The organism is Dyella kyungheensis (genome assembly GCF_016905005.1).
Classification (GTDB): Bacteria; Pseudomonadota; Gammaproteobacteria; order Xanthomonadales; family Rhodanobacteraceae; genus Dyella; species Dyella kyungheensis.
In genome coordinates, this window is record NZ_JADIKC010000001.1 from 186,433 (window position 1) to 206,743 (window position 20,311).

At 66.5% G+C, this 20,311-nt stretch carries 19 protein-coding genes; 15 read left to right on the top strand and 4 right to left on the bottom strand.

Translation table 11 applies throughout. The features are described from left to right. The first annotated feature begins 176 nt into the window (after positions 1-176). The 6 genes from pcnB to pgi all read left to right on the top strand — a co-directional run bounded on the left by pcnB (position 177) and on the right by pgi (position 6,005). Positions 177-1,529: a polynucleotide adenylyltransferase PcnB gene (pcnB, locus tag ISP20_RS00965; RefSeq protein ID WP_204634189.1), complete on the top strand. Its 1,353-nt coding sequence runs from the start codon at positions 177-179 to the stop codon at positions 1,527-1,529. Next, positions 1,526-2,008: a 2-amino-4-hydroxy-6-hydroxymethyldihydropteridine diphosphokinase gene (folK, locus tag ISP20_RS00970; RefSeq protein ID WP_204634190.1), complete on the top strand. Its 483-nt coding sequence runs from the start codon at positions 1,526-1,528 to the stop codon at positions 2,006-2,008. Before pcnB ends, folK begins: the two co-directional genes overlap by 4 nt. Before the next feature lie 55 nt (positions 2,009-2,063). Continuing rightward, complete coding sequence (gene panB / locus ISP20_RS00975; protein ID WP_204634191.1) at positions 2,064-2,894, top strand: 3-methyl-2-oxobutanoate hydroxymethyltransferase; 831 nt, start codon at positions 2,064-2,066, stop codon at positions 2,892-2,894. A gap of 25 nt (positions 2,895-2,919) precedes the next feature. Beyond that, entirely contained in the window at positions 2,920-3,765 is an 846-nt protein-coding gene (gene panC, locus ISP20_RS00980) for a pantoate--beta-alanine ligase (protein WP_204634192.1), read from the top strand. Positions 3,766-3,865: 100 nt separating this feature from the next. Then, a complete protein-coding gene (gene panD, locus ISP20_RS00985; RefSeq protein ID WP_046971832.1) occupies positions 3,866-4,252 on the top strand; it encodes an aspartate 1-decarboxylase in 387 nt (128 codons plus the stop codon). A 112-nt stretch (positions 4,253-4,364) separates the two neighbouring features. Then, the gene (pgi, locus tag ISP20_RS00990) at positions 4,365-6,005 is read left to right on the top strand and encodes a glucose-6-phosphate isomerase (RefSeq protein WP_204634193.1); all 1,641 of its coding nucleotides are present in this window, start codon (positions 4,365-4,367) and stop codon (positions 6,003-6,005) included. 87 nt (positions 6,006-6,092) lie between these two features. On the opposite strand, the gene queG is transcribed toward pgi, so the two are convergent. Continuing rightward, entirely contained in the window at positions 6,093-7,169 is a 1,077-nt protein-coding gene (queG, locus tag ISP20_RS00995; RefSeq protein WP_204634194.1) for a tRNA epoxyqueuosine(34) reductase QueG, read from the bottom strand. 49 nt (positions 7,170-7,218) lie between these two features. On the opposite strand from queG, the gene ISP20_RS01000 reads away from it, so the two are divergent. The 5 genes from ISP20_RS01000 (at position 7,219) to ISP20_RS01020 (ending at position 13,886) form a co-directional block, all read left to right on the top strand. Beyond that, a complete protein-coding gene (locus ISP20_RS01000; protein WP_204634195.1) occupies positions 7,219-8,703 on the top strand; it encodes an NAD(P)H-hydrate dehydratase in 1,485 nt (494 codons plus the stop codon). After that, the gene (gene tsaE, locus ISP20_RS01005; RefSeq protein ID WP_204634196.1) at positions 8,700-9,158 is read left to right on the top strand and encodes a tRNA (adenosine(37)-N6)-threonylcarbamoyltransferase complex ATPase subunit type 1 TsaE; all 459 of its coding nucleotides are present in this window, start codon (positions 8,700-8,702) and stop codon (positions 9,156-9,158) included. Before ISP20_RS01000 ends, tsaE begins: the two co-directional genes overlap by 4 nt. A gap of 186 nt (positions 9,159-9,344) precedes the next feature. Continuing rightward, positions 9,345-10,964 (top strand): N-acetylmuramoyl-L-alanine amidase, encoded by a 1,620-nt coding sequence (locus tag ISP20_RS01010; protein WP_204634197.1) that lies wholly within the window; start codon positions 9,345-9,347, stop codon positions 10,962-10,964. A gap of 87 nt (positions 10,965-11,051) precedes the next feature. After that, complete coding sequence (gene mutL / locus ISP20_RS01015) at positions 11,052-12,896, top strand: DNA mismatch repair endonuclease MutL (protein WP_204634198.1); 1,845 nt, start codon at positions 11,052-11,054, stop codon at positions 12,894-12,896. Positions 12,897-12,971: 75 nt separating this feature from the next. Beyond that, on the top strand, positions 12,972-13,886 hold the full coding sequence (locus tag ISP20_RS01020) for a DUF1684 domain-containing protein (protein ID WP_204634199.1): 915 nt from the start codon (positions 12,972-12,974) through the stop codon (positions 13,884-13,886). A gap of 60 nt (positions 13,887-13,946) precedes the next feature. Here the strand turns inward: ISP20_RS01020 and ISP20_RS01025 are convergent, their stop codons facing one another. Next, entirely contained in the window at positions 13,947-14,729 is a 783-nt protein-coding gene (locus tag ISP20_RS01025) for an enoyl-CoA hydratase/isomerase family protein (protein WP_204634200.1), read from the bottom strand. Between the two features lie 423 nt (positions 14,730-15,152). Here ISP20_RS01025 and ISP20_RS01030 point away from each other — a divergent pair, with 423 nt between their 5' ends. The 4 genes from ISP20_RS01030 to ISP20_RS01040 all read left to right on the top strand — a co-directional run bounded on the left by ISP20_RS01030 (position 15,153) and on the right by ISP20_RS01040 (position 17,859). Continuing rightward, a complete protein-coding gene (locus ISP20_RS01030) occupies positions 15,153-15,869 on the top strand; it encodes an FKBP-type peptidyl-prolyl cis-trans isomerase (protein ID WP_239535144.1) in 717 nt (238 codons plus the stop codon). A 312-nt stretch (positions 15,870-16,181) separates the two neighbouring features. Further along, positions 16,182-16,379, top strand: coding sequence for a DUF1289 domain-containing protein (locus tag ISP20_RS21830; RefSeq protein ID WP_425490760.1), 198 nt, complete (start codon positions 16,182-16,184; stop codon positions 16,377-16,379). Beyond that, positions 16,379-16,981 (top strand): CoA pyrophosphatase, encoded by a 603-nt coding sequence (locus ISP20_RS01035; protein ID WP_425490753.1) that lies wholly within the window; start codon positions 16,379-16,381, stop codon positions 16,979-16,981. The genes ISP20_RS21830 and ISP20_RS01035 overlap by 1 nt, the downstream gene beginning before the upstream one ends. Next, positions 16,978-17,859 (top strand): sulfurtransferase, encoded by an 882-nt coding sequence (locus ISP20_RS01040; RefSeq protein ID WP_204634202.1) that lies wholly within the window; start codon positions 16,978-16,980, stop codon positions 17,857-17,859. The genes ISP20_RS01035 and ISP20_RS01040 overlap by 4 nt, the downstream gene beginning before the upstream one ends. A gap of 104 nt (positions 17,860-17,963) precedes the next feature. Here the strand turns inward: ISP20_RS01040 and ISP20_RS01045 are convergent, their stop codons facing one another. Together ISP20_RS01045 and ISP20_RS01050 are read right to left on the bottom strand one after the other, a co-directional pair. Further along, entirely contained in the window at positions 17,964-18,719 is a 756-nt protein-coding gene (locus tag ISP20_RS01045; protein ID WP_204634203.1) for an enoyl-CoA hydratase/isomerase family protein, read from the bottom strand. Positions 18,720-18,815: 96 nt separating this feature from the next. Then, positions 18,816-20,282, bottom strand: a complete 1,467-nt coding sequence (locus tag ISP20_RS01050; RefSeq protein ID WP_338030948.1) for a DUF4139 domain-containing protein — start codon at positions 20,280-20,282, stop codon at positions 18,816-18,818. Positions 20,283-20,311: the final 29 nt, after the last annotated feature.

Genomic DNA, 20,311 nt, shown 5'->3' on the forward strand with positions numbered 1-20,311 from the left:
CCGGAGCGCGCTAGTATAGCGGAATTGCTTCGCCCGGCAATGGCCTCAGGGGCTCACGGACCGACCGGGCGGAGGGCCACCAGCCCATGGGCACGGTGGAATGTGGAGGCGGCGGAACGATGTGCCGCAATCGATCGCTTTGAATGGCGCCAAGCGCCTGCAAGGATCCAAACCGCTTGAATCACGACGCAAGGACCAACGCCACGCCTGCATTGCGCATCATTCCGCGCGAGCAGCACGTGATTTCGCGCAAGAACATCAGCAAGGCCGCGCTGCGCGTGCTCTACCGCCTCAATGAGGCGGGCTACCAGGCCTATCTGGTCGGCGGCGCGGTACGCGACCTCCTGCTGGGCGGCCATCCCAAGGATTTCGACGTGGCCACCAACGCCACGCCCGATGAGGTCAAGAAACTCTTCCGCAATTCGCGCCTGATCGGTCGCCGCTTCCGTCTCGCCCATGTGGTGTACGGGCCGGAGATCATCGAAGTGGCGACTTTCCGCGGCACCGGCGAGGAAGAAGGCGAGGGCGACCGCCATATCGTCGACGGCCGCATCGTGCGCGACAACGTATGGGGTTCGATCGAAGAGGACGCCATCCGCCGCGACTTCCGCGTCAACGCGCTTTACTACGACATCAGCGATTTCTCGGTGCGCGACTACGTCGGCGGCATGCAGGACGTGGAAGATCGCGTGCTGCACCTGATCGGCGACCCGGAGACGCGCTACCGCGAAGATCCGGTGCGCATGCTGCGTGCCGTGCGTCTCGCTGCGAAGCTCAATTTCCGCATCGACAAAGCGGCTGCCGCGCCGTTCGACGAGCTGGGGCCGCTGCTGGGCGACGCCGCGCCGGCGCGCCTGTTCGACGAATCGCTCAAGCTGTTCCTTTCCGGCCACGGCCTGAAGAGCTTCCACATGCTCGAACAGACGGGCCTGCTGAAGTTCATGTTCCCGGCCACGGCGCGTGCGCTCAAGCGCGGCGACAAGGCGCTGCGCGCCTTGATCGAGCAGGGCCTGGCCAATACCGACGCGCGCGTGGCCGAAGGCAAATCGGTGACGCCGGCTTTCCTGTTTGCCGTGCTGCTGTGGGGCGAGGTGCGCGACCTGGCGCATACCTGGATCACCAAGGAGATGGAGCCGGTGGCCGCCTGGGAGCGCGCCGCCACGCACGTCATCGCCGAGCAGTGCCAGCGCGTAGCGATTCCGCGCCGTTTCACGCTCACCATGGAAGAAATCTGGGGCATGCAGCCGCGCTTCGAACAAGTGCAGCGCAAGCGCGTGTTCCGCCTGATGGCGCATCCGCGCTTTCGCGCCGCGTTCGACTTTCTGCTGCTGCGCGCGGCCGAATCGCCGGCGGTGCGCGAACTGGGCGCATGGTGGCAGCACGCGCAGCAACTGCCGCACGAAACGCTGGCGGCGGCATTGTCCGGTAGTGCAGGCGGCGCGGAAAGCAGTGCGCCCGCAGCCAAGCCGCGCAAGCGTCGCCGCCGCAAGCCGACCTCGAAGGCGGGCAACAAGTCCGATCCTGCGTGACGCTCGCATTCATCGCACTGGGCAGCAATCTCGGCGATGCGCGCGGCCAGGTGCTGGGCGCATTCGATGCGCTGGATCGCCTGCCATACACGCGTCTGCTTGAGCGCTCGTCGCTGTACCTGACGCCGCCCTGGGGCGTGCTCGAGCAACCGGCTTTCATCAATGCGGTGGCGCGCATCGACACGACACTTTCGCCGCACGACCTGCTGGATGGTCTGTTGGGCATCGAGCGGACTGCAGGGCGCGTACGCGACGGCGAACGCTGGGGCCCGCGCACGCTCGATCTGGACGTGCTGTACATGGATGGCGTCGAGCTGTCGGACGAGCGCCTCACGCTGCCGCATCCGCGCATCGCCGAGCGTGCGTTCGTGTTGCTGCCGTTCAACGAACTGGCGCCCGGGCTGGTGCTGGCGGGCCAGGGCCGGGTAGCGGACTTGCTGGCGGCGGTGGAAACCGCCGGTTGCGAGCGACTCGCTTGAGCCCTTCACGTTCCAGGCGGGATAATCCGCGTCCGCCTCCGTTCTAGGAATTTTCGTGTACGCGCAAAAAGCGAACGCACCCACGCGCAAGCCGGTCACCGTACCGTCGTTGCGCGCGATGAAGGCGGAAGGCCGTCGCATCGTGATGCTCACCTGCTACGACGCGAGCTTCGCGGCGCAGCTGGAAATGGCCGGCATCGACGTGGCCTTGGTCGGCGATTCGCTGGGCATGGTGATCCAGGGTCACAAGAGCACGCTGCCGGTGACGCTGGACCACATGGTCTATCACACCAGCATCGTCTCGCGCGGACTCGACGCCACCCTGCTCATCGCCGACCTGCCGTTCATGGCCGATCGCGACGTGGCGCACGTGCTGGAAGCGGGCGCGCAGCTGGTTGGCGAAGGCGGCGCGGCGATGGTCAAGATCGAGGGCGCTTCGCCGCATATCCTCGAAGCGATCACCGCCCTGGTCGAGCGCGCCATTCCCGTCTGCGCGCACCTGGGCCTGACGCCGCAATCCGTGCACAAGTTCGGCGGATTCCGCATCCAGGGCCGCGCACAGGATGCCGCCGACCGGCTGGTGGAAGACGCCAAGGCGGTGGAGGCGGCCGGTGCCGACCTGCTGGTGCTGGAGGGCATTCCGACGGCCCTGGGCGAGCGCATCACGCGCGCCGTTTCCATTCCCACCATCGGCATTGGCGCCGGTCCGCATTGCGACGGCCAGGTGCTGGTGCTGCACGACATGCTGGCTGTGACACCCGGCAAGCGACCCAAATTCAGCAAGGATTTCCTCGCAGGACGCGATTCTGTGGCTGCGGCGATCGCGGCCTATGCCGAGGACGTGCGCAGTGGCGCCTTCCCGGCACCGGAACATGGCTTCGACTGAAGCCACACAGCAGAGCAAAGCAGACATGCAGACTGTGCAAGACGCCGCGGCGCTCCGCGCCACCATCCGCGGCTGGCGCGGCCAGGGCCTTACCGTGGGCTTCGTGCCCACCATGGGCAACCTTCACGCCGGTCACCACTCGCTGATCAAGCTGGCCCGTGCCCGCGCCGATCGGGTAGTGGCGAGCGTGTTCGTCAATCCCACCCAGTTCGGCCCCAACGAGGATTTCGAGCGCTATCCGCGCACGCTGGTGCAGGACCAGGTCGGCCTGGCCGAGCACGATTGCGATCTGCTGTTCGCGCCGGATGTGGCCACGCTATACCCGTTCGGTGCCGAGCACAGCGTAAGCATCCACGTGCCCCAGCTCACCGAAACGCTGGAAGGCGCCCATCGCCCAGGCCACTTCGATGGCGTGGCCACGGTGGTGTGCAAGCTGTTCAACCTGGTGCAGCCCGATCTGGCGGTGTTCGGCCAGAAGGATTTCCAGCAGCTGAAGGTGATCGAGCGGATGGTCCGCGACCTCTCGCTGCCGGTGAAGATCATGGCTGCACCGACGCTGCGGGCCGACGATGGCCTCGCCCTGAGCTCGCGCAACCAGTACCTCTCGGCCGACGACCGCGAGCTGGCGCCGCAGATCTACGCCACCCTGCAGCAAATGCGCGAACTGGTCTCCAAGGGCCACGCCTGGCCGGTGGTCGAACAGGCGGCGGCCTCCAAGCTGGCCCGGGCCGGTTTCGAGCCCGATTACACCGCCATCCGGCGCGCCGAGGACCTGGCCGAGCCGGGCGACGGCGAGAGCGAGGGCCTGGTCGCCCTGATCGCGGCCCGGCTGGGTTCCACCCGCCTGATCGACAACTTGCCTTTCGACTGAGCGACCCCATTGAGGCCCTGACGGGGCTCATGTTGCGACGCGGCGTGTCCCCGCTGGATAATGGCGAGCTACGCAGACCGATTTGCCGGAAACTGAAGTCATGAACCTGAACATGCTCAAGGCCAAGATTCACCGTGCCACGGTGACCCACGCCGAGCTCCACTACGAAGGCTCCATCGCCATCGACGGCCTGCTGCTCGATGCGTCGGGCATCCGCGAGTATGAGCAGATCCACGCGTGGAACATCAACAACGGCAAGCGCTTCGTCACCTATGCGCTGCGTGCGGAAGAAGGCTCGGGCATCATTTCCGTGAACGGCAGCGCCGCCCACCGCGCGCAGCCGGGCGACCTGGTCATCATCGCCGCGTTCTGCCAGTTGTCCGAAGCCGAACTGGAGCAGTTCCAGCCGACGCTGGTGTACGTGGATGCGAACAACGCCATCTCGCACACCAATCGCTCGATTCCCAAGCAGATGGCCGCTGCCTGAAGTTTGCCGCCCCGCTTTCGAGCGGGGCGTGGATGCGCTGCAACAATCTGCTGGCGCATGATGCGCGAAGCTGCGTAAGATCGACGTTCCCTTCGCCGAGCATGAGTCCCCCATGTCGTCCGAGCGCCGTCCGTCTTTTCTGGCAGAACATCTCGATCGCCTGGCAGGTACCCACCTGCGTGAATTGCTGAAGGACGCCGCGCGCGGCAAACGGCTGCGACACCGGCTCGGGCCGATCCTGCTGGACCTCAGCCGGCAGAAGCTCGACCAGTCCGCGCTCGATGCGCTGGGCGCGCATGTCGAAGCCAGCGGCTGGCAGGCCGCGCGCGACGCCATGTTCGCGGGCGAGGCCATCAATACCTCCGAAGACCGCCCGGTACTGCATACCGCGCTGCGTGCGTCCGGTTCGCAGCTGCCATCGGCTGCACCGCGCGATGCGCTGAAGGAAATCGCGCAGACCCTGCAGCGCATCGATGCGCTGACCAAGGCCGTCGAACTCGGCGACGCCACCGCCTTTGGCGTGGCGCCCGGCATCACCGACATCGTCAACATCGGCATCGGCGGCTCGGATCTCGGGCCCCGCCTCGCCGTGCGTGCGCTGACGCCGTATCACGTGCCCGGCCTGCGCAGCCATTTCCTCACCAACGTCGATGGCCAGTCGGCCTATGAGCTGATGCATCAGCTCGATCCCAGGCGCACGCTGGTGATCGTGGTGTCCAAGACGTTCACCACGCAGGAAACGCTGCTCAACGGCAACGTCATGCGCGACTGGATCAGCCGTGCCTACGACGGCGACAACGCGGCTGTGTCGCGGCACTTCCTGGCGGTGAGCGCCAACGTGGCCGAAGCGGAGAAGTGGGGCGTGCCGGCGGCGCAGGTGTATCCGATGTGGGACTTCGTCGGCGGCCGTTTCTCGGTGTGGTCGGCAGTGGGTTTGTCGCTGGCGCTGTCGATCGGCTCGTACAACTTCCATCAGTTCCTGAAGGGCGCCGCGCTGGTCGACGATCATTTCCGCAGCGCGGCGTGGTCGGAAAACCTGCCGGTGTTGCTGAGCCTGGTGGAGTACTGGAACCGCGATGCACAGGGCCGCGGCAGTCGTGCTGTGATTCCCTACGCAGATCTGCTCACCGATCTCACCTCGTATCTGCAGCAGCTGGAAATGGAGAGCCTGGGCAAGCAGGTGACCAAGCAGGGCCAGCCGGTGGCGCAGCCCACCTCGGCGGTGGTGTGGGGCAGCGTGGGCACGAATGCGCAGCACGCGTATTTCCAGTCGTTGCATCAGGGCACCGACACCGTGCCGCTGGAATTCATCGGCGTGGTGAAGCCCGCGCACGATCTCACCGCCAATCACGAAGCGCTGCTGTCGAACCTGCTCGCGCAGGCGGCCGCGCTGGCGCTCGGCAAGACGTTCGACGAGGCGCTGGCCGAGGCGAAGAGCGGGTCGGACGAAGAACGCCGCGTGCTGGCCGCGCAACGCACCTTCCCCGGCGATCGTCCGAGCACGGTGATGCTGCTGGATGCGCTGACGCCGGAAAGCCTGGGCGCGCTGATCGCGCTTTACGAGCACAAGGTGTTCATGCTCGGCCACCTGTGGGGCATCAACGCGTTCGACCAGTGGGGCGTGGAGCTGGGCAAGTCGATCGCGCGGCAGATCTTGCCGGCGCTGGATGAGAGCGGGGCGAAGAGTGTTGCCGGTCTGGATGCGTCGACGCAGGCGTTGATCGAGGTGATTCGCGAGCGCCGCAAGGTCTAAAAAACTGTGGGAGCGCACCCTGTGCGCGACTCGGCCTTGCCTTGACGCAAGGCTGAGTCGCGCACAGGGTGCGCTCCCACAGTATTCTCAAATGCTATGCGGGTGACGCCCCAGCGCCCACGCCACATGCTCGCGCACGATCTCCGACGGATGATCCGCACGCGCAAGCAACGCCTGCCGCACCTCCTCCGAATCAGGCGCATTGCCCAACGCCACCGCGATATTGCGCAGCCAGCCTTCGTAGCCGGTGCGGCGGATGGCCATGCCTTCCGTGCGTTGCAGGAATTCCTGCTCGCTCCAGCCGAACAGTTCCACCAGCTTCGCGCCGTCGAGACGGTGGCGCGGCGCGAAGTCCGGTTCCGTCGCATCCTGCGCGAACTTGTTCCAGGGGCAGATCAGCTGGCAGTCGTCGCAGCCGAAAATGCGGTTGCCCATCGGCGCCCGCAGGTCTTCGGGAATGCTGCCGCGCAACTCGATGGTGAGATAGGAAATGCAGCGTCGCGCATCGAGTTTGTAGGGACCGACGATGGCCTGCGTGGGGCAGATGTCGATGCAGCGGCGACAGCTGCCGCAATGCGCGCTGGCCGGCGCATCGATGGGCAGCGGCAGGTTGGTGTACAACTCGCCGAGGAAAAAGTACGACCCGGCGCTGCGGTTGATCAGCACGGTGTGCTTGCCGATCCAGCCCAATCCTGCGTTGCGCGCGAGTGCTTTTTCCAGCACCGGCGCCGAATCGACGAAAGCTCGATAACCAAAATCGCCAATGACGCCATGGATGCGCTCGGCGAGTTTCTGCAGGCGGTTACGCATCAGCTTGTGATAGTCGCGGCCCAGCGCATAGCGCGCCACGTAACCCGCATCGGCATCGCGCAATACATTCCACGCGTTGCGCGTGCCCGGCGGCACATAGTCCATGCGCACGGAAATCACCCGCAGCGTGCCCGGCTCCAGTTCGGCGGGACGGCTGCGCTTGTCGCCGTGGCGAGCCATGTAATCCATCTCGCCATGATGGCCGTCGTCGAGCCAGCGTTTGAGGTGCACTTCGTCCTCGCCCAGCTCGGTGCCGGCGATGCCGCAATCGGCGAAACCGAGCTCCTGCGCCCAGCGCTTGATATCGAGCGCAAGCGCAGCGTAGTCGGCAGGTGGGGCGGCAACGGAAGGCATGGGCCTATTGTAGGCGCTAGCCCGCTGCGGGCATGCCTATAATTCACGCATGACCGCCCACGACCATCGTCATTCGCTCTACACCGTCGATCAGGTGCGAGCGCTCGATCGCCGCGCCATCGACGAGCTCGGCATTCCCGCTTATGAACTGATGCAGCGCGCCGCCGCTGCCGCGCTGGTTTGCCTTCGACAGCACTGGCCGCAGGCTCGCCGGATCGCGGTGTACTGCGGCCCCGGCAACAACGGCGGCGATGGGTTCCTGCTCGGGGCGCTGGCACGCGAGGCGGGCATCCACGCCGAGGTTTTTGCGCTGGGCGAGAGCCGTGGCGACGATGCCATCCGTGCGCGTCGCGAGTTCGAGCATGGTGGCGGCACGGTCGTCGCGTGGAACGAAGCGGTCGCGCTGCCGCCGGTCGATGTGCACGTCGACGCCCTGTACGGCACCGGCCTTCAGCGTGCGCTGGCGCCGGAGGTTGCTGCGCTGGTCGGCCGCGTGCACGCGACGGGCGCGCCGGTGTTGGCGCTGGATGTCCCATCGGGCGTCAACGCGAATACGGGCGATGTGCCGGGCGAGGCCGTGCAGGTCCAGGTCACGGTGACGTTCATCGCGCCCAAGCGCGGTCTCTACACGGGGCTGGCGCCGGGCTACGTGGGCACGGTGCAGCTCGAATCGCTGGGTCTGCCGGAGACGCTCTGGCAAGGCGCCCGCGCCGATGCCGAACTCATGCGGCCGCAGACGCTGCCGCCGCGGCCGCGCCAATCGCACAAGGGCAACAACGGTCACGTGCTGGCGATCGGCGGCGACCACGGCACGGCGGGCGCCATTCGCCTGTGCAGCGAGGCTGCGTTGCGCGGCGGCGCGGGGCTGGTCAGCGTGGCGACGCGCGCCGAGCACCTGATCGCACTCAACAGCGCACGGCCGGAGCTGATGGCGCACGAGGTGAACGGTCCGCAGGCGCTGGAAGCGTTGCTGCCGCGCGCCACCGTGCTCGCGGTGGGACCTGGATTGGGGCAGGGCGCCTGGGGCCACGCCTTGTGGCTGACGGCGCTCGATGCCCAACTGCCACTGGTGCTCGACGCCGATGGCCTGAACCTGCTCGCGCGCGAGCCACGCGGTTTCTCGGGCCCGGTGGTGATGACGCCGCACCCGGGCGAGGCCGCTCGCCTGCTCGGCTGCGATACCAGGACGATTGCCATCGACCGCTACGCCGCCGTGCGCGAACTGGCCAAGCGCTATGGCGCGGTCGTGGTGCTGAAAGGCGCGGGGAGCCTGGTGGCTGATCCGCAAGGTCGCGTGGCCGTGTGTCGATGGGGCAACCCCGGTATGGCCACGGGAGGGATGGGCGATCTGCTCACCGGCATCGTTGCGGCGCTGATGGCGCAAGGTTGCGACGCCTGGCAGGCGGCCACGCTTGGCGTGTCGTTGCACGCCCGCGCAGGCGATCTGGCGGCGAAACACGGCGGCGAGCGCGGGCTGATCGCCACCGATCTGCTGGAGCCGCTGCGTTTGCTGCTCAATGGACGGGACGCATGACCGAGCCCCACTGGAATCTCCCCGACGAAGCCGCCACCGCGGCGCTCGCCACGCGCATGGCCGGCGTGCTCGATGGCGGCCTGGTGGTCTATCTGCATGGCGACCTGGGCGCCGGCAAGACCAGCTTTGCCCGGGCGTTGCTTGGCGCGCTGGGCGTGGGCGAGCGGATCAAGAGTCCCACCTACAGCCTGGTCGAGTCCTACCTCGCCAACGGCCGTGCCGCCTGGCATCTGGATCTCTATCGCATCGCCGATCCCGGCGAGCTGGAATGGCTGGGTCTGGACGCGCTGTCCGATCCCTCCGCCCTGGTGCTGGTGGAATGGCCCGAACGCGGCGCCGGGGCGCTTCCGGCTCCGGATCTGGTGCTGCATCTGGGTTATGCCGGCAGCGGGCGCCATGCCCGCATGGAAACGCGGACGAGCCGCGGCGAGGCCGTGGCGTCCCGTCTTGCGTGACCGGCCCTGATCGCCGGCCGCACCTAAGTATCGGTAGTTGCTGAGATTTTTGCCGGGCGACTTCGGCTTCAGATTGCGTGGCTTGCGGCCGATAGCTGGATGTTGCCTAACAAAGCTTCCGCAGGTTATGGATATTCAAGGGAAAACCTATTGCAATCCCGGGGCGGCTGGGCTTCAATTCCGCCCATGAAGGGATATAGGACGCATCCTGCTCTGTTTGGCGCCGTGGCCTTGCTGGCCCTGGCGCCTTTTTGTGTCTCCCGCGCGGCCGATGTGAAGTCGGCGCGCGTCTGGGCCGGTCCCGAATACACGCGCGTCGTGCTCGATGTCTCCGGCCCGGTCACCTACAAGGTCAACCAGGATGGCGACCAGCTGACGGTGGACCTCAACGCCAGCTCGATCTCCGGCGGCTTCAGCTCGCCGGGCGCCACCGGCCTGTACAAGGGCATGAGCGGCGCGAAGCAGGGCAACAATGTGCGCCTGACCGCCAAGGTCGACCCGTCGAGCAGCGTCAAGAGCTTCCTGCTCAAGCCGCAGGCGGAGTACGGCTATCGGTTGGTGGTCGATCTTTATCCGGGCAGCGGCTCCATGGCGAAAACCTCGTCGCCGGGCAAATCCTCCGTGGTCGCAGCTCCCGCGCCGTCGGATGACGATGGCGAGGGCATCTCGACGGCTGCGGCCGCCACGCCCGACGTAGCTCCGCCGCCGGCACCCGCTCCCGAGCCCGTGCGCAGCTCGCCCAAGTCTTCGCTCAAGCCGACCCAGAGCGGCATGGCCTCCACCCGTGCGGCTGCCGCGCTGCTCAATGGCGAACGCAAGGTGGTGATCGCCATCGACGCCGGCCACGGCGGCGAAGATCCGGGCGCCCATGGCCCCGGCGGGACGCTGGAAAAGAACGTCACCCTCGCGGTGGCGCGCCAGCTGGCGGACCAGATCAACCAGCAGCCCGGCATGCGCGCCGTGTTGACCCGCAGCGGCGATTTCTTCATTCCGCTGGCGCAGCGCTATCAGATCGCCCGCAACAATTCGGCCGACCTGTTCGTCTCGATCCACGCCGACGCGTTCATCAACGGCGATGCCAAGGGTTCGTCCGTGTGGGTGCTGTCGCCGCGCGGCAAGACCAGCATGGCCGCGCGCTGGCTGGCGGACGGTCAGAACCGTGCCGACCTGATCGGCGGCGTGACCCTGGACGACAAGAACGACGGCCTGGCCGCCGTGCTGCTCGACCTGCAGCAGGGCTATTCCATGCAGGCGAGCGAGTCGGTTGCCGGCAACGTGTTGAAGGCGTTGGGCAATCTCGGCCCCACCCATCGCGGCTATGTGGAGCGCGCCAACTTCGTGGTGCTGCGCTCGCCGGACGTGCCTTCGATCCTGGTCGAGACGGCTTTCATCAGCAATCCGGACGAAGAGCGCAAGCTGCGCGATCCGTCGCACCAGTCGCGTCTCGCCGCTGCGGTGATGACCGGCGTGCGCGGCTATTTCGAAGCCACGCCGCCGCCGGGCAGCTGGTTTGCCGCACAGGCTTCGCGTCGCAGTGGCGTGGCGAATGTGGCCACCTCGCAGGGCGACGACGATACCTCGGCCAAGGCGACCCGTGCGGTGGCCCAGGCCATGGCTTCCACGCCCAGCGCCACGGCGCGCGCCGACGACGGCGTGCAGGACCTGCATCGCGTCGAACGGGGCGAGAGCCTGCGCAGCATCGCCAAGCAGTACGGCGTCAGCATCAACGCGATCAAGAACGCCAACAAGCTGGAAAGCGACAGCTCCGTGCGCGTGGGCATGATGCTGGCCATCCCTGCCGGCTGAGGCCGCCTGTTCAAGAATTGACCAGCCACGCCGCCTCCGGGCGGCGTTCTGCTTTCGTCCAGGGGCGGCACGTTCTAAGCTTCGCCGATGCCAGTCATTCGTGCCCTTCCCCCTGAACTCATCAACCAGATCGCTGCCGGTGAAGTGATCGAGCGGCCTTCCTCCGTCGTGAAGGAACTGGTCGAAAACAGTCTCGACGCCGGCGCCACGCGCATCGAAGTGGATATCGAGCAGGGCGGTGCCCGCTTGATCCGCGTGCGCGACGACGGTTGCGGCATCGATCCGGACGAATTGCAGCTGGCGGTGGCCTCGCATGCCACCAGCAAGATCGGCAGCTTCGACGACCTGGAACACGTGGCCAGCATGGGCTTTCGTGGCGAGGCGCTGGCTTCGGTGTCCTCGGTGGCACGCTTCGCGCTGACCTCGCGCGCACAAGGTTTGGATACCGCGTTCCGCATCGAAGTGGACGGCGGCAAGATGCAGGCCGCGCGTCCGGCGCAGCACCCGCAGGGCAGCAGCGTGGAAGTGCGCGACCTGTTCTACAACGTGCCGGCGCGGCGCAAGTTCCTCCGCGCCGAACGCACCGAGTTCGCGCACATCGACGATCTGCTCAAGTCGCTCGCCCTGGCGCGCGGCTCGGTGGAATTTCGCCTGAGCCACAACGGCAAGCCGGTGCGCATCCTCAAGGCGGCGCGCGATGAGAGCGCCGCGTTGCAACGCGTGGCCGAAGTGCTGGGCGAGGAATTCCCGGCGCAAAGCCTGCGCATCGATCATGCTGCGGCGGGCTTGCATCTGTCGGGGTGGGTAGGTCTGCCTACCGCATCGCGTTCGCAGGCCGATTCGCAGTATTTCTACGTCAACGGCCGCCTGGTGCGCGATCGCATCGTGGCGCATGCGGTGCGTCAGGCGTACGCGGATGTGCTGTTCCATGGCCGCCATCCCGCGTTCGTGTTGTATCTGGAACTCGATCCGGTTGGCGTGGATGTGAATGTCCATCCGGCCAAGAGCGAAGTGCGTTTCCGCGAACAGCGGCTGGTGCACGATTTCCTGTTCCGCACGCTGCACGAAGCGCTCGCGCAGACGCGTGCCGGCAACGTGGGATTGCCGGCCGCCGAGTCGCCGATGTCGAGTGCGCCGCCGTCGTACAGCTACAGCATGGGTTCGTCATCGGCAGCGGCAAGTTCCGCGCCCGCGTGGCCCAATGCCTTGAGCCAGAGCCGCCTGAGCCTGGGCGTGCGGGACGATCCGCTCGCCGGCTACGCCGCGTTGCTGGGCGAGCCGGCGGCGGGTGCCACGCCCTTGTCGTTTGCCGCCAATGCGCCGATGCCGGATGCCTCCGAAGAGGAAGCGCCGCCGCTGGGCTTTGCCATCGCGCAGCTAAAGAGCATCTACATCCTCGCGGAAAATGCGCATGGCCTGATCCTGGTCGACATGCACGCCGCGCACGAACGCATCACCTACGAAAAGCTCAAGGCCGGTCGCGCCTGCAGCAACCTGCGTTCGCAGCTGTTGCTGGTGCCGTTGAACGTGGCCGTGAGCGCGAAGGAAGCGGCCGCCGCGGAAGAGCATGCCGATGCGTTGGCCGAGTGGGGCATGGAATTGTCGCGCAGCGGTCCTTCCGGTGTGGTGGTGCGGCGTATTCCCGCGCTGCTCGAAGGCGCCGACGTCGCGCAACTTTGTCGCGACGTGCTTTCCGAGCTGGCGCAGCACGGCAGCTCGCGCCGTCTGCAGGAGCTGGAGAACGAATTGCTCTCGACCATGGCCTGTCATGGCTCGGTGCGTGCGGGTCGGCGTCTCACGCTTCCGGAAATGAATGCCTTGCTGCGCGAGATGGAAGCCACCGAGCGTTCGGGCCAGTGCAACCACGGTCGGCCCACCTGGACCCAGCTGAGCCTGCCCGAGCTCGACAAGCTCTTTCTTCGCGGGCGTTGATTTTCTGTACGGCGTGCGCTTGCGCCGTCTGCAAATGGACGGCCATACTCGGACCTCATTCCGACGGGGCCTGCCATGTTGCGTACCGCCGTTTTCGCCTTTGCTCTGAGTCTTGGAGTTGCCGCCGTGCAAGCTCAAACCCCCGCTGCCGCCGCTTCGACGGATTTTTCCCAGCAGAACACCAACTGGCAGAGCAAGCGCCTGACCGGCCTCACCGCGCCGAACGGATGGTTGAGCCTGATCGGCCTGGACTGGTTGAAGGAAGGCGCCAACCGGGTGGGCAGCGCGGCAGACAACGACCTGGTGCTGAAAGCCGGCCCCGCCCACCTGGGCGTGGTGACCTTGTCGAAGGATGGCAGCACGCACATCGTGTTCGCCCCGCACAGCGGCGCCACCGTGGACGGCAAGACGGTGCCGGAAGCGACGCTGGTCGACGATGCGCACGCCGGCGACGGTTCGCCGTCCGTGGTGGCATTCGGTTCGGCCAGCTTCCTGGTGATCGAGCGCGACGGCCGCAAGGCCTTGCGCGTGAAGGACAGCAACGCCGAAACGCGCACGCACTTCCAGGGACTCGATTACTTCGCGGCCGATCCGTCGTGGCGCATCGTGGCCGACTGGGTGCCGTTCGATCCGCCGCACGAGCTGGAGATCGGCTCGGTGCTGGGCACGATCAACAAGGAGAAGGTGCCCGGCAAGGCGGTGTTCCATCGCGATGGCCACACCTACGAACTGATGCCGATCCAGGAAGAACCCGACTCGCTGTTCTTCGTGATCGCCGATCGCACCTCCGGCAAGGAAACCTACGGCGCGGCGCGTTTCCTGTATGCCGATCTGCCGAAGGACGGCAAGGTCGTGCTCGATTTCAACCGCGCCTACAACCCGCCGTGTGCGTTCACGCCGTATGCCACCTGTCCGCTGGCGCCGCCGGAAAATCGGCTGGATCTGGCCGTGACCGCGGGCGAGAAGAATTACCGCGGCAGCCATCACTGACCGCTGTTCGATCAACGACAACACGACGGCCAGCGCGAAGCTGGCCGTCGTGTTTTTGCATCAGCGTCCCTTGAAGTCCGCCTTGCGCTTTTCCAGGAACGCGGTGGTGCCCTCGCGCATGTCCTCGGTGGCGAAGGCCAGCGCGAACGCCTGCGTTTCAAACTCCAGGCCCTGATCGATCGAGGTTTCGCCACCCTGCAGCACGGCGTCCAGAATGCCGGCAGCAGCGAGCGGTGCGGCGGCGGCGAGCTGGTCGGCAAGGGCGTTGACGGCTTCATCCAGTGCCTCGGGCGCAACCACGCGGGTCACCACGCCCAGCTCGTACGCGCGCTGGGCGTTGATCGGCGCACCGAGCAGGCACAGTTCCAGTGCCGCGCCACGGCCGGCCAGGCGCAGCAGGCGCTGGGTGCCGCCGAAGCCGGGGATCAGGCCGAGGTTGATCTCGGGCTGGCCGAACTTCGCCTTCTCGCTCGCCACGCGCAGGTGGCAGCACATCGCCAGCTCCATGCCGCCGCCCAGGGCAAAGCCCTGGATGCGTGCGATCACCGGCTTGCCGAGGCGTTCCACCAGGCTCATCAGGCGCTGGCCGGTGCGCGAGAAACTCTGTGCCTGCACCGGCGTGTAGCCGTTCATCTCGGCAATGTCCGCACCCGCCACGAAGGCCTTCTCGCCCGCGCCGGCCAGCACGACCACGCGCACGGCATCGTCCTGGGCCGCCTGGGTGAAGGCCAGCGTCAACTCGTTGAGCGTCTCCCGGTTGAGCGCGTTGAGCTTGTCCGGGCGATTGACGGTGATGGTGCGCACGGCGCCCCGGTTGGTGATCTCCAGATTGCGATAGCCCATTGATTCCACTCCGCCAAGAAAGGGCGCCATGTTAGAGCCTGTTCAAGATCTCCGCGTAGCCCGCGTTGTTCTTGAGTGGCCGCCAGGCGGTAGCGCGTGGCGCAGCGCCTGCCTGGCTGGCAGGTCAAGCCGCGCGCTGCCGCCTGGCGGCCACTCAAGAACAACCCTTCGGGCCGGGTCTGTTTGCCCCCAGGCCGGCGTCATCACTCAGTCGTGTACGGACGTACACTCCTTCCCTCTTCCTTGTCCTGCGGGCAAACAGAACCCGGCGCGGGCCACGCGGAGATCTTGAACAGGCTCTAAGCAGCGGAACCTTTGGAGCCTCGTGCGTTCAAAGCCAGCGACGCCGGATCGACCGGCATCGCTGCACGATTCGCCCGGACCGCTTACGATGGCCAGGTTGCAGCCGCAATGGAGGAAGGCATGGCACAACTGCGTTGGCTCGCTCTGGGCATCCTGGTATGGGGTGGTCTGGCGCATGCCCAGGTCAGTGGCGCCCCGCAGGATCAGTCGCAGGTCAAGATCGACAAGACCAAGCTGTCCTACGCCATCGGTTTTCAGATCGGCAGCCAGTTCGCCAACGGCGAACCCGATGTGGACATCCCCACCTTGCAGCGAGCGATCCAGGACGCCTATACCAAGAAGCGTCCCGCCGTGCCGATGCGCGACATGCACGACCAGCTGCGTGCACTCGACGAACAGATGCATAGCCAGGCGCTGGCGCAGTTCAAGCGCGCGGCCGAAACCAATGCGCGCAAGAGCGCCGCGTACATGGAGAGCAACCGCAGCAAGCCGGGCGTGATCCAGCTGCCGTCGGGCATCCAGTACGAAGTGGTGAAGAAGGGCACGGGCACCAAGCCGGTACCGGAAGGGTCGGTGGTCACGGTGAATTTCCGCGCCATGCTGATCGACGGCACCGAATTCGACAGCTCGTGGGCGCACGGTTCGCCGGTGAGCTTCGTGGTGAACAACAAAGTGATTCCGGGTTGGCAGGAAGTGATCCAGCGCATGCACGTGGGCGACTTGTGGAAGGTCACGGTGCCGCCGGCCATGGCGTATGGCATCAAGGGCGATCCGCCGCGCATCGGGCCCAATGAGGCGCTGGTGTTCGAGATCGAGCTGCTCGAAATCAAACCCTGAGAGCGTGTCCGGAATCGTTTCCAGGCGCCCGTTTTTCCTCACCGTCATTCCGGCGCAGGCCGGAATCCAGGGCCGCCGTATCGGGTTTTCGCCAGGCCTTTAAGACATCGCCACCCATCGCGACCACTCATCGTGGTCGCTACGGGATTCCGGCCTGCGCCGGAATGACGGGGGGCAAGAATGAAGATGGTGAAAGCCGACGCAGCGTGCCCGGCCGAAGGCGTCGCTCGCATGACAGCCCAGGCCCCGTGCGATAGCATGTTCGCTTCCTTGGCACGTCCCGTGCCTCGCTTCGTAGATATCGCTTGCAGCATGACGGCGGCAGACTGCTCTCCTGGTCCCACCAGCAATCCACTCAGTCCTTGCATCGGCATTTGCCGGCTGGACACACGTGGCTATTGCATCGGTTGCCTGCGCACGGGTGACGAGATTGCACGCTGGCGTGCCATGGACGACGACGAGCGCCGCCGCTACATGCGCGACGTGCTGCCCACCCGGAAGCTCCCGTGATGGGTGAGCTGCTGACCGAGCTGAGTCACGCAGTATTGCCCCTGTCGTCACCGCCGACCGGATCGGGTTGGAATCACGCCGACATGGTGCAGTTGATCGGCGATACGCCGCGTCGCGCCGCCGCGGTGCTGGTGGGCGTGCGCGAAGGCGTGCAGCCGCGCCTCGTGCTCACCGTGCGCACCGATCATCTGCAGGATCACGCGGGGCAGGTGGCGTTTCCCGGCGGCCGCACCGATCCGGGCGATGCCGATGCGATCGCCACCGCGCTGCGCGAGAGCGAAGAAGAGATCGGCCTCGAACGCCGGCTGGTGACGCCGATGGGGTTTCTCGATCGCTTCGAGACGATCAGCGGTTACACCGTGACACCGGTGGTGGCGCGCATCGATGCGGACGCCCGCCTGTATGCCGCGCCGGCCGAAGTGGCCGAAGTGTTCGAGGTGCCGTTGTCGTTCTTCCTCGAGCCGCGCAATCTGCGGCGCTACACCATGGATTTTCGCGGTCATCGCCGCGACATGCTTGAATTCGTGCACGGCGGCCATCGCATCTGGGGTGCCACGGCCGCGATGGTGTTCAACCTGCTGCAGAGAATGGGCCGCACATGACACTCAAGACCACGCTGATCGATGTGCAGGAACTGGCGGCGCTGGCGCCCGCCGATGTATTGATCGTCGATTGCCGCTTCGAGCTCATGGCACCGGGCACCGGTGAGCGCGATGTGGGCAAGGGCGAGCGCGACTATCGCGATGGGCATATTCCGGGTGCGGTTTACGCCAGTCTCGACACGGATCTTTCCGACCTCGCGCGCAAGGCGCAGGGTCTGGGGCGGCATCCGTTGCCCCTGGAAGCGGCATTCTCGGAAGTCCTGTCGCGCTGGGCCTGGCATGAAGGCATGCAGGTCGTGTGCTACGACGCCGCCAACGGTTCGCTGGCCGCTGCACGCTTGTGGTGGCTGCTGCGATTGGCCGGCATCCGCGACGTGGCCGTGCTCGACGGCGGCTATCAGGCCTGGGTGGCTGCGGGCATGCCGGTGGAATCGGGCGACGTGCATCGCGAACCGCGACCGGTGAGCGTGTATTTCGATGCGGAACAATACCTGGTCGAGCACGACTTGCTGCGCAACGATCCCGCACGCGTGCTGCTCGATGCCCGCGCCGCGCCACGTTATCGCGGCGAGGTCGAGCCGATCGATCCGGTCGGCGGCCATGTGCCGGGGGCGCTCAATCGACCCTTCGCCGAGAATCTGCGCGAGGATGGCCGTTTCAAACAGGCCGATGTGTTGCGCCAGGAATTCCAGGCGCTGCTCGGTGCACATGCTTCCAGCGACGTGGTGCACATGTGCGGCTCCGGCGTCACCGCGTGCCACAACCTGCTGGCGATGGAGCATGCGGGGCTGGGCGGTTCGCGGCTATATGCGCCGTCTTGGAGCGGTTGGGTGAGCGATGCGAGCCGGCCGGTGGCAAAGGGTTCGGAGCCGGGCTAAACCGCGAATACCTTGTGGAAGCGCACTTGTGCGCGACTGACGTGCGTTGCGGCGCCTGTCGCGCACAAGTGCGCTCCCACAGAGATAGGCCGGGCCGCGGTGGGTCAGTCCTTCTTCTTCAGCCGCGCCACCAGCTTCTCCAGCACCGCCTGCGTTTCCGGATGGAAATACGCGTCGACGAATTCATCGATCGGCAATTGTTCCGGATCGGCCCATACCTTGGTCAGATCGGCACGCGCAATGGCACGTGTCTTCAGCATCGCGTTGGAAGGCAGGGCGATCATGCCCTGCATCCACACCAGCGCACGCGTCACCACTTGTTCGACGTTGGTGATTTCATCCACCAGTCCGAACTGCAAGGCGTCCGCCGATTCCACCATGGCTCCGGCCACCATCAGGCGTTCGGCACGATAGCCGCCCACGATGCGGCGTAGGGCCATCTGGATGCTTTCCGGCACCACCAGGCCCACCTGCACTTCGTTGAGGCCGATACGGAACGGGCCTTCGGCCATCACGCGGTAGTCGCAGAACAGGGAAAGCACGGCGCCGCCCGCGGGGCTGTGGCCGGTGATGGCGGCCACGGTGGGCGCCGGCGACATCGCCAGCTTGGAGCAGGTGGCAAAGAACTCGCGCCAGAACTGGCGCACGCCGTCGCGGTCGCGCCCCAGCAGCGAGGGCACGTCGACGCCGGCCGAGAACATGCCGGGCAGTCCCGAAAATACGATGCCGCGCGCGCCGCCGGCCACGGCGTTGTCGACCGCATCGCGGATGGCGCGAAGCAGATCGATGTTCAGCGCGTTCACCGGCGGACGCGCCATGTTGATTTCGACGATGGCGTCGTGCGTGATCAGGTTGAGCATGGCTTTGGCCGGATTGAAGTGGAGAGTGAGCAGCGAGATTAGCAAAGACGGCGTGCTGCCGCCTTGCCATGCTGCCCACTCGTCTTCACTTGTCGATCACCCCTGCGGCTGGTCGTCCGCGGTCCACTGGTAGCGCACCACGTAGTCCAGCGTGGTCGTCCCGTTGGCCGGCACGGTCACCTTGAATTCCAGCGTGTCGGTGGTCTGTGCGCTGGGTTTGCTGCTGGACGATGCCAGCGTCCATTGACGCCAGCGCTGGGGATGCTCGCGCACCGTGATCGTGCGCGGCGTGTCGCCGGCATTGGTAAAGGTGGTGCGAAAGCCTTCATCCAGCGTGTGCCCGTTCTTGTCCACGGTGAAAACCGTGCGCTCGCGGCTGGCGCGCAGATCGAACGACGTACCCAGCGTGATATGCGCATCGCTGCCCTTGGGGGTGTCGTTGATGCGGCCGCTGCCGATCAATTGCGGCGTGCCGTTGCGATCGGCGGACAGTACACGGAGGTTGCCGGCTGGCAGGCTGTCGAACGCGCGCAGCTGCAGCGTGCTGACGATACCCTCGGGACTGCCGTTGTTGATGGCATCCCGGCCAATGATGGGTTGCGGCGGTGTCCACGTCGCGCCCGTTTCATACAGCGACGTGCGTTCGCAGGCGACGCTGCGCGTTGCATACAGCGGCACCTGGGTCACGCTGCCGTCGGGCAGATCGACCAGGCCGGGCAGCGAATAAGTGCGGTAGTCGGCGAGCGTGGATTGCTCGGGCAACGCGGCATCCGCGGTCTTGGCGCGCGCGTTGAACATCACGGGACGCGGGCCCGGAGATGGCGTCAGCTGCGGCTCGCCGGCCACCAGCATCAGTTGCACGTTGTTCCAGTCGCGGCCGCTGCGGTTGGCGATGCTGGCCCGCGATTCGAACTGCATCTTGCAGCCGTCCCCCGGTGCCAGCGTGCCGACATAGGCCGCGCGCCAGCCCAGGCCCGAGGTGGAATAGCTCAAGCTCGCGTTGGCCTTGCCAGCGTGCGCGGCATCGACGCGCAACTGCAGGCCCGAGCCCGCCTGGAAGACGCCGTGCGCCTTGACCGCGCCGTACTCGCGAATCAACGCGGTGCGTTCGTTCGGGGTGGAGGTGTCACGTACCATCAGGCCGCTGCCGTCCGCACGCAACAAGGTTCCGCTGGCCAGTGTTTCGCCGTTGGGACCGGTCACGTCGACCGGCTGCCCGATCAGGCTGCCGAGCGCGGCGTACTGGCCCTGGCCCAGGCGAAGGCGCTGCGAGAGCACCTTGGCCGCGTCGCCATCGACGCTCAGCGCGATGGTTTCCGGGTCGACGTATTGCGGCAGCCCGTCGAGACTGACGTCCTGTGCGCCGGCCTTGAGATCGAGCTGGCGCGTTTCGCGTGCCACGGCGTGGCCCGATTGCACGGAACCGCTATCGCCAGCGCTGTACAGGGCATTGTCGTCGCTGCGATAGAGCGTCAACGAGGTACCCGCGGTGGCGGCGGTGGCTGCCGCGCTGGCGGTGGTGGCGATGGCAAGGGCGAGGGTACGGAGGGGAAGCGGGATCACGGGCGAACTCCTTTCGGGTGGTCGCCGCC